We start from the raw sequence: 12,655 nt of genomic DNA on the forward strand, positions 1-12,655 counted from the left end.
TCCGCCGCTGGACGTCACGCCGGCACCGCCGCCCGCACGGGCAGCGTGACCGTCACCGCCAGCCCTTCACCCGGCGCCGTACGCACCCCCACCTCGCCCCCGTGCGCCTGGACCACCCCCTGCACGATCGCCATGCCCAGCCCGCTGCCGGCGCCGCCTCCCGTGCGGAAGAAGCGGTCGAAGACGCGGGCCGCGTCCTGCGCGTCCAGCCCGGGCCCGTCGTCGGCCACGCACAGCCGCACCGCCCCGTCGCCGTCCCGCTCCACCCCCAGCCGCACCGGCACGTCGGCGGGCGTGTGGACGCGGACGTTGGCCAGCAGGTTGCCGAGGATCTGACGCAGCCCGGACTCGTCGGCGTGCACCAGCACCGAGCCGTCGGCGCGCACGGATATCGGCCGCTCCGGCTGCTGCACCCGCAGATCCTCGGCCGCCTCGCGCACCAGGCGGCTCACGTCCACGTTGCGGAAACGGAGTTCGGGTTGCTGGTCGAGGCGGGCGAGGGTGAGCAGTTCGTCGACGAGCCGGCCCATGCGGTCGGCCTCCGCGAGCACCCGCTCCCAGGCGCGTTTGCGGTCGGCCGGGTCGCGCAGCATGCCCTTGTCGTACAGCTGGAGGTAGCCGCGTATCGCGGACAGCGGGGTGCGCAGTTCGTGCGAGGCGTCGGCGACGAAGCGGCGCAGCTGGGCCGCGCTGTGCTCGCGCGTGCGGTACGCCGACTCCACTTGGTGGAGCATGGAGTTGAGGGCGAGACGCAGCTGTTCGACCTCAAGGGTGGGCTCGCGACTGGACGGCACCCGCCGGGTGAGGTCCCCCTCGGCGATGGCCGTCGACGTCTCGACCATGTCCTCCAGGGGCTGGGTCCGCCGGCGCACGCTGAACATCGTCAGCCAGGCCAGCATCGCCAGCAGCAGGGTGCCGGCGGCGAGGTCGAGCTTGACGGCCCGGACGACGACCTGGCTCAGGGACTCGGTCGAGGTGGCGAGCAGCACGCTGGTGCCGTCGGCGAGCTGCCCCGCGGTGACGCGGTAGTGGTTTCCCCGCACCTCGAAGGTGTGCGGCTCGGTGTCGGCGGCGAGGGCCGCCGGGTCGTCCACCGCGGCGGCCAGGGCGCGCTGGGTGTCTGTGGGGCGCAGGCCGCCGATGGTCCTGGCCTGCCCGCCGGGGTCCACGGCCACGAAGACCGAGCCCTGCACCAGCGTGTCGCCGTCGCTGTCCTCGCCGTCGTGCGAGTCGGGAGCCATCCTTTCGCTCAGGGCGAACAGCGCGGTCAAGGAGTCGACCTGCTCGAAGGTCAGCGGCGTCTCGCCGATCGAGTCGCGGGACATCATCAGCTCCCGGTCGACGGCGTCGAGCAGGTACAGCCGCATGCCCATCACACTGACGCAGGTCGCCACCACCACACCGAGGGCCAGCAACAGCACGTTCGCCAGGGTCAGCTTGCCGCGCAGGGAACGCGGGCCGCGCTCGCCGCGCCACGTCGGCCGCCTCATGCCAGCCCGTACCCGACGCCGCGCCGCGTGGTGATCACCGGCGGTCCCAGGGGGGCCAGCTTGCGCCGCAGATAGCTGATGTAGGTCTCCACGACGGTCGACTCGGGCGGCACGTGCTCGTACTGCCACACGTGCCGCAGGAGTTGCTCCTTGGGCACGATCCGGCCGCCGTTGCGCACCAGGAAGCGCAGCAGCGCGTACTCGGTCGGGGTGAGCTCGACCGACCGGCCCGCGCGGTGCACGCAGTACGTCGTCTCGTCCAGCTCCAGGTCGCCGTACCGCAGGGGCGGGCGCTGCGGCAGGACGTCGGCGGGGCGGGTGCGGCGCAGCACCGCGGTGACCCGCGCGACCACCTCGTCGATGTTGAACGGTTTGGTGATGTAGTCGTCGCCGAAGCCGAGGGCGCCGACGACCTCGGCCGGCGAGTCCCGCGCGGTGAGGAAGACCAGCGCCAAGTCGGGGCGTCGCCGACGCAGTTCGCGGCCGAGCGCCCGGCCGTCGCCGTCCGGGAGCATGACGTCGAGCAGCGCCGCGTCGGGCCGGGTGCGCTCGGCCAGGGTGAGCGCCTCGCGGACGGTGCCCGTGGTCATGACCTCGAAACGGTGGTAGCGCAGGGCGATCGCGAGGACGTCGGCGATGCTCACCTCGTCCTCCACGACCAGCACGGTGCCGGGAGCCGTCGTCATGCCCCCAGTATCGGCGCGGGCACCGACAACGGGGCCCGGGTTCGCTTTGGAGTTCCTTGAGAGTCATGGCCGGGTCGTGTCCCCGCAGGCGCGCCGCCGCCAATCCTGTTGCGCAGGACCTGGGGGACCAACCGACTTGCGACGAAGGAGCGTTGAGCGTGGCAACATTGGCACGGTGGTGCTATCGGCACCGGCTGGTGGTCCTGGTGCTGTGGGTGGGGGCGCTGTTCGGCCTGGGCTTCACGGCGACGACGGCGGGCACGGACTACGCGAACGTGTTCTCCCTGCCGAACACCGACTCGAAGCGCGCGTACGACCTGATGGAAAAGGCCTTCCCGGAGAGCGCCGGCGACACCGACACGGTGGTGTGGAAGGTCGACGAGGGCACGGTACGGGACGAGGGCGTACGGTCCCGGATCGAGCCCGCGCTGGCCGAGATCGGCCGTATGGACGGCGTCGGCGAGGTCACCGGCCCGTACGCCGGTGAGCGGGGCGCGGCGCAGATCAGCCGGGACGGGCGGATCGCGTACGCGCAGATCACGTTCACCGAGCAGGCGAACGCCGTCCCGATGGAGCTGGTCGAGGACGTCGTCGACACCGCGCGGGCGGCCGAGCGCGACGGCCTCCAGGTCGAGCTGGGCGGCCAGGCGATCGCCCGTACCCAGGAGCCGCCGACCGGCCTCGCCGAGCTGGTCGGCATCGCGGCGGCGGCGATCGTGCTGTTCCTGGCCTTCGGCTCGCTGTTCGCGATGCTGCTGCCGATCGTCGTGGCGATCTTCGGGGTGGGCACCGGCATGCTCTCCACGATGCTGCTCAGCCACGTCACGAACGTGCCCGACGTGGCCCCGCTGCTGGGCTCGCTGATCGGCCTCGGCGTCGGCATCGACTACGCGCTGTTCATCGTCACCCGGCACCGGCGCGGCATCCTGCGCGGTGCGAAGCCGCAGGACGCGGCCGTCACCGCCCTCAACACCTCCGGCCGGGCGGTGCTGTTCGCGGGCGGCACGGTCTGCATCGCGCTGGCCGGCATGCTGGTGATGAACCTGCGCTTCCTCGACGGTGTGGTCATCGCGACCTCCCTCACCGTCGTGTTCAGCGTCCTCGCGGCGGTCACGCTGCTGCCCGCCCTGCTGGGGCTGCTCGGCATGCGGGTGCTCAGCCGCCGACAGCGGCACCGGCTGGCCCACACGGGACCGGAGCCGGAGGAGGCGAGCGGACTGGCGGCGCGCTGGTCGGCGTACGTGCAGCGGCGTCCGCGCACCATCGCGGCGCTCGCGCTCGCGGTGATGGTGGTCCTGTCCCTGCCCGTCCTGTCCCTCCGGCTGGGCGCCACCGACCAGGGCAACCACCAGGACACGACCACCACGCGGCAGGCCTACGACCTGCTCGCCGAGGGCTTCGGCCCCGGCTTCAACGGCCCGCTCCAGGTCGTGGTCGACGGTGCGGCCCCCGACGCGCTGGTGTCCCGCGTCGAGTCGACCGAGGGCGTCGCCCAGGTGGCCGCCCTGCCGCCCGCGAACGACGTCACGGTGATCCAGGTGGTGCCGACGACGTCACCGCAGTCCGAGGAGACGGACCGGCTGATCGACGTGCTGCGCGACGAGGTGATCCCGGCGTCGGGCGCCGAGGCCCATGTCGGAGGCGTGACGGCGGTCTTCAAGGACTTCGCGTCAGTGACGGGCGACCGGCTGCCGTACTTCGTCGCGACGATCATCGCGCTCGGCTTCCTGCTGCTGCTGGTGGCCTTCCGCTCGCTGGTGGTCCCGTTGACGGCGGCGGTGATGAACCTGATCGCGGCGGCCGCGTCGTTCGGCGTCCTGGTGGCGGTCTTCCAGTGGGGCTGGGGCACGGAGCTGCTCGGCATCGGCAAGGAGGGCCCGATCACGGCGTTCCTGCCGGTCATCATGCTGTCCCTGCTGTTCGGCCTGTCGATGGACTACCAGGTGTTCCTGGTGAGCCGGATGCACGAGGAGTGGGTGCACACCAAGGACAACGCGCGCGCGGTGCGCGTCGGCCTGGCGGAGACCAGCCGCGTCATCAACTGCGCCGCGCTCATCATGATCTGCGTCTTCTCCGCGTTCGTGCTCAGCGGCGACATGGAGGGCGCGATGGCGGGCATCGGCCTGGCGGCGGCGGTGGCGCTGGACGCGTTCATCCTGCGGACGGCGCTGGTGCCGGCCGCGATGCACCTGCTGGGCAAGGCGAACTGGTGGCTGCCGGCGGGGCTGGAGAAGCGGCTGCCGCATCTGGCGGTGGAACCGCGGGAAGAGGAGCCGCAGCCGGCGCCATCACAGGGCCCCGCCTCGGTGATCCACGGCTTCATCCGCACGGCGGACGGCGAGCCGGTGCAGGGTGCGGCGGTGACGCTGCTCTCGCGCGGCGGGCGTCAGCTGGACCGGGTGACCTCCCTGGCGGACGGCTCGTACATCGTGGCGGTGCCGGGGCCGGGGACGTATCTGCTGGCGGTGACGGCGGCGACGCACCCCTCACGCGCGGGTCACGTGGCGGTCGGCGCGGGGCCCTTGGTGTACGACGTGGAGCTGGCGGAGGGGGAGGTGGACGCCGTCAGTTAGCCTTCCGCTGCCCGGCCTTGATGATCTGCTCCACGTCGAGGACGACCTCGGCGCCGATCGTCTCGGGCAGCGTGATCGTCTCGCCGGGGGCGTGAACGCGGTGGTTCGCGTACTCGCTCCCGGTCGGCTCCGTGAGAACGTGCAGGCGCTGGTGCTTGCGGTCGACGACGAGGTAGACGGGGATCTTGGCCTGAGCGTAGGCGCCCGGTTTGGTCCTCAGGTCGTCCTTCCAGTTGCTGGATGTGACCTCCAGGACGAGGCGGAAGCAGACCGGGTCGTATGCGTTGTTCTCGACGAAGTGATCATCGATGTCGGAATCCACCACCACGAGGTCGGGGATGGCGTAGTCCTCGGTCCCGGTGGGCAGCCAGAGGCCGACATTCTGGAGCACCTCGGTGTCGCCGTCATCCAGGCCCGCGGCAATGAAGGGCCGCATCAGCTTCGTCAGAGCACGGGCGTGCGGGGCATCCGGTGATGGGGTCACGAGGAGGTGGCCTCCGATGATCTCGACGCGGTAGCCCGGATGGCGCTCCATGATCTCGTCGGCGATGGCCGTGAGCGAGAACGGCTCGTCGTCGTCGAAGGGCTGCTCGACGGATGCAGCGGACATCGCGTGCCTCCTAGGGGCTGGTGCCGAGAGCATCATCGTAGGCCGGTGAGGACCCGAACGTCCCGGTCACCAGGCTTCACCCGATCGTGGATCAGTCGGCCCGGCCCTTGCCTCCGGGATCCGGCAGCACCTTGGTCATCCCGGGCAGAAAGTCCCTGAACAGCTCGTGCACCTCCAGCACAAGCGGCCGCAGCACCCGGAAGCGGGCCAGCGCCACACCCCGGGCGGTCAGCCGTGCGCCCCGCTCGGCCAGCCGGTAGCTGCGCTGACGCCCCTCCGTGCGATCGAAGATCCAGTACAGGACGAGACCCATCTGGGACAGCCACATCAGTTCGGGTAGGACGTCCCGGAGCTCGGCCGGCACTTTGGTCTTCGACCCCGAGAGCACCTCCCTGTGGACGCTGATCGCCTCCACGCGCGCGTGCTCCGACTCCGGGGAGAACGGGCTGAGCGGGCTGTCGGGGTCGGCGGCGTTCTTGAAGAACTGCACCGCGAACTCGTGGTACGGCTTCGCCACGTCCAGCCAGGCCTTCAGGACGCCCGCGAGCCGTGCCTCCAGGTCGGTCTCCCGGTCCAGCACCTCCCGGACCGCCGCCTGGTGCTCGGCGGCGATCCGGTCGTAGAAGCCCTGGATGAGGTGCTCCTTGCCGGCGAAGTAGTAGTACGCGTTGCCGACCGAGACCCCGGCCTCCTGCGCGATGGCCCGCATGGTGGTCTTGTCGTACCCGCGCTCCCGGAACAGCCGCATCGCCGTCTCCAGGATCACCGCACGGGTCTGCTCGGACTTGGTGGTCGCACCACCGCCCTCGCCGGGGCGCTCGTTCGGGCTGTCGTTGTTCGCGGGCACGAGAAGAGAGCCTAGTCAGTGGGACAGGCGCCGTCCGCGCAGCCCTTGGGAACGTACGTCCAGCCCAGGGAAGCGTCGTACGTCCATCCTTCCGTGCGCCGGTACGCCCGCCCGCCCCACCGACCCCCGCGCCACTTCGCGGCGGCCAGCGCGGCCCCCTTGGCGACCCGCATCCCCGCCGGGGTGCTCAGGCGGTGGGCGAGCGGGCGGTGCTCGCGCAGGGCCCACAGGGTGATGATCCAGGCGGCGGCGCCCCGGTAGACCTGTCCGCCGTCGCCGATGACGGTGATGTCGTCGAGGGTGGTGCGGTGGTCGAGGCCGGGAAAGCGCCGACGGGCCTCGGCGGAGCCGGCCGGGACCAGGTCCAGCGGCACCAGCTGACGCTGCCGTACCAGCCAGTCCCGCAGGAAGGCGCACAGCGCGCACTCGGCGTCGTACAGCACGGTCAGCCGGCGAACCGGGACGCGCACCGCGCCCCGGCCCCCCTCGGCGGCCGTCGCGCTGTTCCCGCCCCGGCCCCCTTCCGCAACCGTCACGGCGTCCCCGCCCCGGCCCCGCTCCGCGGTCGCCACGGGACTCACGCCCCGGTCGCCGGAGCGGCCCAGTCCTGCGGTGCGACCGGCGGGACCTGCTCCCGCTCCATTGCCCCGCGTCGCCGTATCCGGTTCAGCACGTACACGTTGCCCAGGTGCATCACCCCGAGCACCAGCAGAACGACGCCCAGCTTGGTCGACAGCGCCTCGAAGATGCCGCGCGTGTCGGTGATGGTCTCGTCGCCGCTCAGGTACAGCGTGACGAAGCCGAGGTTGACCAGGTAGAAGCCGACCACCAACAGGTGGTTGACGGCGTCGGCCAGCTTGTCGTTGCCGTGCAGGACGTCGGCCAGGAAGATCCGCCCGTTGCGGCTGAGCGTGCGGGCCACCCAAACCGTCAGGGAGATGCTGGCGACCAGATAGATGACGTAGGCGACGACCGTGCGGTCCATGTCCCCCACCCTTTCTTGAACGCGTTCAAAACGCTGACGGGGAAGACGATAGCCCTGTTTTTGAACGCGTTCAAGACGTGCAGGTGAGGCCCTTGCCGTCAGGGTCTTCGGCCCAGTTCCGGCCGTTTGCCGTAGTCCGTGAACCCGATGACGTTCCCCCAGGGATCGGCGATCTCCACCGTCCAGCCCGTGGCGACCGGGAAGGGGGCGTCGAGCAGCGGGACGCCCGCGGCGGTCAGCGCCTCGGCCGCCGCCCGCGCGTCCGACACCTCCACCCACACGCGTGGGGACGGCCAGGGCGGCGGCCGGTGCCCGAACTCGTCCTCCTGGCGCAGCAGGAGCCCGGGCGTCTCACCGCCGACCTTCAGCAGCGCGATCCCGGCCTCGTCGAGCCGGAACCCCGTGGTGAATCCGGCCCGCTCGTAGAACCCCACGGCCTCACCGAGGTCCCCGACGGGCAACAGCACGTTGTCGAAACCGAGCAGCTCGTACGACTCGTCATCTGACATGCCGTCAGGGTAGGTCGGCGAGCGCCCGAACCCCGGGATTGTCAGTGGCGGCCCGTACTGTCGTCGGCATGGCAGTCGTGACGTTCGTCGACGAGACGACGACGGGGGACAGGGGCGAGGGCCGTGAGCTGGAGGTCGCCGAGGAGCGGCGCACGCGGGGTGAGGTGATACGGCGACGGGTGTTCCAGGAGGCCGCCGAGTACATCACGCCCACGCCGGGCGTGTTCCAGGGCCTCGTGCGGCCCTGGGAGACCGAGCGGGCGCGGAACGGACAGGCGCCGCGCACGGTCCGGCGGATGGACCCCGAGGCGGCGACGGAGCCGGCGCCGAGGGCCTTCGCCGGCAACGGCTTCCTGGTCCTCGTGGGGGACCGCCAGGTCATTGATCCGGACGAGGAGATCGACCTCGGACGCGACGCGGAGGTCATGTTCCTGAAGCCCGTCCCGCTGGTGGGTGGCTGAGGGCGAGGCCGGCGGTCGTCCCCCGCAGGGCGACGCCCGAGGGCCCCGTCCGGCGGTGCGTCACCGCGGACGGGGCCCTCGACGCAGATGGCGGGAAGGAGATCAGAAGCGGCGCGTGATCAGCGCTCGCTTCACCTCCTGGATCGCCTTGGTGACCTCGATACCGCGCGGGCAGGCGTCCGTGCAGTTGAAGGTCGTACGGCAACGCCAAACGCCGTCACGGTCGTTGAGGATCTCCAGGCGCTGCTCACCGGCCTCGTCGCGCGAGTCGAAGATGAAGCGGTGGGCGTTGACGATCGCCGCCGGGCCGAAGTACTGGCCGTCGTTCCAGAACACCGGGCACGAGGAGGTGCAGGCCGCGCACAGGATGCACTTCGTCGTGTCGTCGAACCGCTCCCGGTCCTCGGCGGACTGCAGACGCTCACGCGTCGGCTCGTTGGTGTCCTTCGTGATCAGGAAGGGCATCACGTCCCGGTACGCCTGGAAGAACGGCTCCATGTCCACGACCAGGTCCTTCAGGACCGTCAGGCCCTTGATGGGCTCGACCGTGATCGGCTTCTCGGGGTTGATGTCCTTGATCAGCGTCTTGCAGGCAAGGCGGTTCTTGCCGTTGATCCGCATGGCGTCCGAGCCGCAGATGCCGTGCGCGCAGGAGCGACGGAACGTCAGGGTGCCGTCCACGTCCCACTTGATCTTGTGCAGACCGTCGAGGACGCGCTCCTTGGGGTCGATCTCCAGCTGGAAGTCTTCCCACGTCGCTTCCGCCGAGACCTCCGGGTTGAAGCGGCGGACTCGGAAGGTGACGGTGATGTACGGGGAGGCCGCGGACTCCGAGCCAGGGGTCTCGGCCTTGTCCAGAACGGGGGTAGCCATCAGTACTTACGCTCCATCGGCTGGTAGCGGGTCTGGACGACCGGCTTGTAGTCGAGACGGACGGTTTCGGACCCGTCGGCGCCGACCTCGCGGTACGCCATGGTGTGGCGCATGAAGTTGACGTCGTCGCGGTTGGGGTAGTCCTCGCGGTAGTGACCGCCGCGGGACTCCTTGCGGGCCAGCGCGGAGACCGCCATGACCTCGGCCAGGTCGAGCAGGTTGCCCAGCTCGATGGCCTCCAGCAGGTCCGTGTTGAACCGCTTGCCCTTGTCCTGGATCGCCACGTTCTTGTACCGCTCGCGCAGCTCGGCGATCTTCTCGACCGCCGTCTTGATCGTCTGCTCGGTGCGGAACACCATGACGTTGGCGTCCATGGTCTCCTGCAGCTCACGCCGCAGGGTGGCCACGCGCTCGTTGCCCGTCGACGTCCGCAGCCGCTCGATCTGCGCCACGACGAGGGACTCCGGGTTCTCCGGCAGCTCGACGAAGGACGCCTTCTGCGAGTACTCCGCCGCCGCGATACCGGCGCGCTTGCCGAACACGTTGATGTCCAGCAGCGAGTTGGTGCCGAGGCGGTTGGCGCCGTGCACGGACACGCAGGCGACCTCGCCGGCGGCGTACAGGCCCGGCACGACGGTGGTGTTGTCCGCCAGGACCTCACCCTCGACGTTGGTCGGGATGCCGCCCATCGCGTAGTGCGCGGTCGGCTGGATCGGGATCGGGTCCGTGTACGGCTCGATGCCCAGGTAGGTGCGCGCGAACTCGGTGATGTCCGGGAGCTTGGCGTCCAGCTGCTCCGGCGGCAGGTGGGTGAGGTCCAGGTAGACGTGGTCGCCCTCGGGGCCGCAGCCGCGCCCCTCGCGGATCTCGGTGTAGATGGAGCGCGACACGACGTCACGGGACGCCAGGTCCTTCATCACCGGCGCGTACTTCTCCATGAAGCGCTCGCCGTCCTTGTTGCGCAGGATGCCGCCCTCACCGCGGGCGCCCTCCGTGAGCAGGATGCCCATGCGCCAGATGCCGGTCGGGTGGAACTGGAAGAACTCCATGTCCTCCAGCGGCAGCCCGCGCCGGTACACGGCCGCCTGGCCGTCACCGGTCAGCGTGTGCGCGTTCGACGTCACCTTGAAGAACTTGCCGGTGCCGCCGGAGGCGTAGATCACGGCCTTCGCCTGGAAGACGTGGATCTCGCCGGTGGCCAGCTCGTACGCCACGACACCGGCCGAGTGCTTGACGCCGTCGACCTCGGTGATCAGCTGGTCCAGGACGTAGAACTCGTTGAAGAACTCCACGCCCTCCTTGACGCAGTTCTGGTACAGCGTCTGGAGGATCATGTGACCGGTGCGGTCGGCCGCGTAGCAGGAGCGGCGGACCGGGGCCTCGCCGTGGTTGCGGCTGTGACCGCCGAAGCGGCGCTGGTCGATCGTGCCGTTCGGGGTCCGGTTGAACGGCAGGCCCATCTTCTCCAGGTCGAGGACCGAGTCGATGGCCTCCTTCGCCAGGATCTCGGCGGCGTCCTGGTCGACCAGGTAGTCACCGCCCTTGACCGTGTCGAAGGTGTGCCACTCCCAGTTGTCCTCCTCCACGTTGGCCAGCGCCGCGGCCATGCCGCCCTGCGCGGCGCCCGTGTGGGAGCGGGTCGGGTAGAGCTTGGTCAGCACGGCGGTGCGGCTGCGCTTCGTCGACTCGATGGCCGCGCGCATGCCCGCGCCGCCGGCGCCGACGATGACGGTGTCGTACTTGTGGATCTTCATCAGGAGTACCTCAGCCCCGTGCCTAGCGGATGTTCGGGTCGAAGGTGAAGATCACCAGCGTGCCCAGCAGGATGGTGAACACCGTGGCGGTGTACAGCAGGCCCTTCAGCCACAGGCGCGTATTCGCGCGCTCCGCGTAGTCGTTGATGATCGTGCGCAGACCGTTGGCGCCGTGCAGCATCGCCAGCCACAGCATCAGCAGGTCCCAGACCTGCCAGAACGGGGACGCCCAGCGGCCCGCCACGAAGGCGAAACCGACCTTGGAGACGCCGCCGTCCAGCACGAGCTGGATCAGCAGGTGGCCGATGACCAGGACGACCAGCACGATGCCGGACAGCCGCATGAACAGCCAGGCGGCCATCTCGAAGTTGCCGCGGGTGGTCCGCGGGGTCTTCTTGGTGCGCTTGCGCGGCGGCTCGATCAGCGGTGCCGGGTTGTCGACCGTGTAGACGGAGGCGCCCTCGACGGGGCCGATGCCGGAGCCGGTGGTCTCGGTGGTGACGGTGTTGTTCGACATGCGCGCGTCAGCTCCCGAAGAATTCACGAGCGGCGTGGCCGAGGACGGGGTAGATCGCCCCGACCATCAGGACGACCCAGACGGCCATGACGGTCCAGAACATCTGCTTCTGGTAACGCGGGCCCTTCGACCAGAAGTCGACGGCGATGACGCGCAGGCCGTTGAGCGCGTGGAAGAGGATGGCGGCGACGAGGCCGTACTCCAGCACGGCGACGAGCGGCGTCTTGTAGGTGGCCACGACGTCGTCGTACGCCTCGGGGGAGACGCGGACGAGTGCGGTGTCCAGCACGTGTACGAACAGGAAGAAGAAGATGAGGACGCCGGTGACTCGGTGAGCCACCCAGGACCACATTCCTTCCCGGCCGCGGTACAGCGTTCCAGCCGGCACGGAAGAACCCTCCGGGAGCGGGGACTGGGGCCTGCCGGCTTCGGTGTCGGACGGGCCCGGCCGGGTACGGTCCACCGGCCCCCAGCATCGTAGCGACGCGCCGCCGCTCGGCTGAGCCGGGGTCTGGCGGTGTGATCAAAGTGGCACGCGGATGGGTGAGGACTGCGGCTTATGGGGCGGGGTGTCCGGTTCACTGACCGGGTGTGGCGCCGTTTTGGCTGGTCGTGGGGTTCTTCGCGTCCCTGAGGGCGTACACCAGCCGTCCCCTCGCCAGGCGGCGCAGTTCCTCCGCCGCAACCTCCCGCTCCTCCTCCGGTTCGTTCGCCAATCGTGACCGGATGGCGGCCAGAAGGCGGTCGAGCGCCTCGTCCGGGGGCACCTCGTCCAGGCAGATGACGAACACGTGTCCGAACCGCGCCTCGTAGGCGGCGTTGGCCGCGTTCAGTGCCGTGTGGGCCGCCGAGTAGGCGCCGTCGGGCAGCCGGGGCAGCGACTCGGCTTCCAGTGCCTCCGCCAGATCCGCCGGTGTCAGGTCGTACGCCGCCTCGTCCGCCGCCGCCAGCAGGGCGCTCGCGTCCGGGTACGGGCGGTGGTCGGCGACCCGCCCGGCCCAGCGGAGGCTGTGCAGGCAGCTCAGCAGCAGGTGCCGCAGGTCCTCGGCGGGCGCGGTGTTGACGTGCTCGACCGGTATGGCGACTCGGCCGGGGAGGTCTGGGAGACGGTGCGCGGGCAGCGTGGGTCCTCGTGGGCGTCGCGTGTGTCGGCGGGGGTTTCTGTGAGAGATGTGCCGTCACGTTATCGAGAGTGCTCAGAGGGTGTTCGAGGGATACCTGAATTTCACCCGGACGGGAGAGTTTATGGACGCGGGGTGGACGCTCGACGTCGTACGTTGGCTGGGTGAGCCAGCACAGGCGCCGGCCGCCGGCGCGGAGCGTGAAGCAGAGGCGGTTGCTGATAGCGGT

At 70.3% G+C, this 12,655-nt stretch carries 14 protein-coding genes; 2 read left to right on the forward strand and 12 right to left on the reverse strand.

Going from position 1 to position 12,655, the window contains the following annotated elements:
• Window positions 1–14: 14 nt before the first annotated feature.
• Both IPT68_RS22225 and IPT68_RS22230 read right to left on the reverse strand, forming a co-directional pair.
• Window positions 15–1,490, reverse strand: a complete 1,476-nt coding sequence (locus IPT68_RS22225) for a sensor histidine kinase (RefSeq protein WP_189700941.1) — start codon at window positions 1,488–1,490, stop codon at window positions 15–17.
• Window positions 1,487–2,176, reverse strand: a complete 690-nt coding sequence (locus IPT68_RS22230; protein ID WP_189700940.1) for a response regulator transcription factor — start codon at window positions 2,174–2,176, stop codon at window positions 1,487–1,489. Before IPT68_RS22230 ends, IPT68_RS22225 begins: the two co-directional genes overlap by 4 nt.
• Window positions 2,177–2,343: 167 nt before the next feature.
• On the opposite strand from IPT68_RS22230, the gene IPT68_RS22235 reads away from it, so the two are divergent.
• Window positions 2,344–4,749 (forward strand): MMPL family transporter, encoded by a 2,406-nt coding sequence (locus tag IPT68_RS22235; protein ID WP_189700989.1) that lies wholly within the window; start codon window positions 2,344–2,346, stop codon window positions 4,747–4,749.
• On the opposite strand, the gene IPT68_RS22240 is transcribed toward IPT68_RS22235, so the two are convergent.
• From IPT68_RS22240 to IPT68_RS22260, 5 genes are all read right to left on the reverse strand, one after another.
• Window positions 4,742–5,359 carry a Uma2 family endonuclease gene (locus tag IPT68_RS22240; protein WP_189700939.1) on the reverse strand — a complete coding sequence of 206 codons (618 nt, stop codon included), beginning with the start codon at window positions 5,357–5,359 and terminating at the stop codon, window positions 4,742–4,744. The two genes, IPT68_RS22235 and IPT68_RS22240, sit on opposite strands and share 8 nt — an antisense overlap.
• A gap of 91 nt (window positions 5,360–5,450) precedes the next feature.
• Window positions 5,451–6,206: a TetR/AcrR family transcriptional regulator gene (locus IPT68_RS22245; protein ID WP_189700938.1), complete on the reverse strand. Its 756-nt coding sequence runs from the start codon at window positions 6,204–6,206 to the stop codon at window positions 5,451–5,453.
• An 11-nt stretch (window positions 6,207–6,217) separates the two neighbouring features.
• A complete protein-coding gene (locus IPT68_RS22250) occupies window positions 6,218–6,676 on the reverse strand; it encodes a thiol-disulfide oxidoreductase DCC family protein (protein ID WP_189700988.1) in 459 nt (152 codons plus the stop codon).
• Between the two features lie 107 nt (window positions 6,677–6,783).
• Complete coding sequence (locus IPT68_RS22255; RefSeq protein ID WP_189700937.1) at window positions 6,784–7,191, reverse strand: hypothetical protein; 408 nt, start codon at window positions 7,189–7,191, stop codon at window positions 6,784–6,786.
• 98 nt (window positions 7,192–7,289) lie between these two features.
• Window positions 7,290–7,700 (reverse strand): VOC family protein, encoded by a 411-nt coding sequence (locus tag IPT68_RS22260; protein WP_189700936.1) that lies wholly within the window; start codon window positions 7,698–7,700, stop codon window positions 7,290–7,292.
• 68 nt (window positions 7,701–7,768) lie between these two features.
• Here IPT68_RS22260 and IPT68_RS22265 point away from each other — a divergent pair, with 68 nt between their 5' ends.
• Window positions 7,769–8,161, forward strand: a complete 393-nt coding sequence (locus IPT68_RS22265) for a hypothetical protein (protein ID WP_189700935.1) — start codon at window positions 7,769–7,771, stop codon at window positions 8,159–8,161.
• 102 nt (window positions 8,162–8,263) lie between these two features.
• Here the strand turns inward: IPT68_RS22265 and IPT68_RS22270 are convergent, their stop codons facing one another.
• From IPT68_RS22270 to IPT68_RS22290, 5 genes are all read right to left on the reverse strand, one after another.
• A complete protein-coding gene (locus IPT68_RS22270; protein WP_189700934.1) occupies window positions 8,264–9,034 on the reverse strand; it encodes a succinate dehydrogenase iron-sulfur subunit in 771 nt (256 codons plus the stop codon).
• Entirely contained in the window at window positions 9,034–10,788 is a 1,755-nt protein-coding gene (gene sdhA / locus IPT68_RS22275) for a succinate dehydrogenase flavoprotein subunit (RefSeq protein WP_189700933.1), read from the reverse strand. The genes IPT68_RS22270 and sdhA overlap by 1 nt, the downstream gene beginning before the upstream one ends.
• Window positions 10,789–10,810: 22 nt before the next feature.
• Window positions 10,811–11,305: a succinate dehydrogenase hydrophobic membrane anchor subunit gene (locus IPT68_RS22280; RefSeq protein WP_189700932.1), complete on the reverse strand. Its 495-nt coding sequence runs from the start codon at window positions 11,303–11,305 to the stop codon at window positions 10,811–10,813.
• A 7-nt stretch (window positions 11,306–11,312) separates the two neighbouring features.
• Complete coding sequence (gene sdhC / locus IPT68_RS22285; RefSeq protein ID WP_229818475.1) at window positions 11,313–11,657, reverse strand: succinate dehydrogenase, cytochrome b556 subunit; 345 nt, start codon at window positions 11,655–11,657, stop codon at window positions 11,313–11,315.
• A 226-nt stretch (window positions 11,658–11,883) separates the two neighbouring features.
• Complete coding sequence (locus tag IPT68_RS22290) at window positions 11,884–12,426, reverse strand: 2-oxo-4-hydroxy-4-carboxy-5-ureidoimidazoline decarboxylase (RefSeq protein ID WP_189700987.1); 543 nt, start codon at window positions 12,424–12,426, stop codon at window positions 11,884–11,886.
• Window positions 12,427–12,655: the final 229 nt, after the last annotated feature.

Origin of the sequence: Streptomyces chromofuscus, assembly GCF_015160875.1 — a bacterium.
Taxonomy (GTDB): Bacteria; Actinomycetota; Actinomycetes; order Streptomycetales; family Streptomycetaceae; genus Streptomyces; species Streptomyces chromofuscus.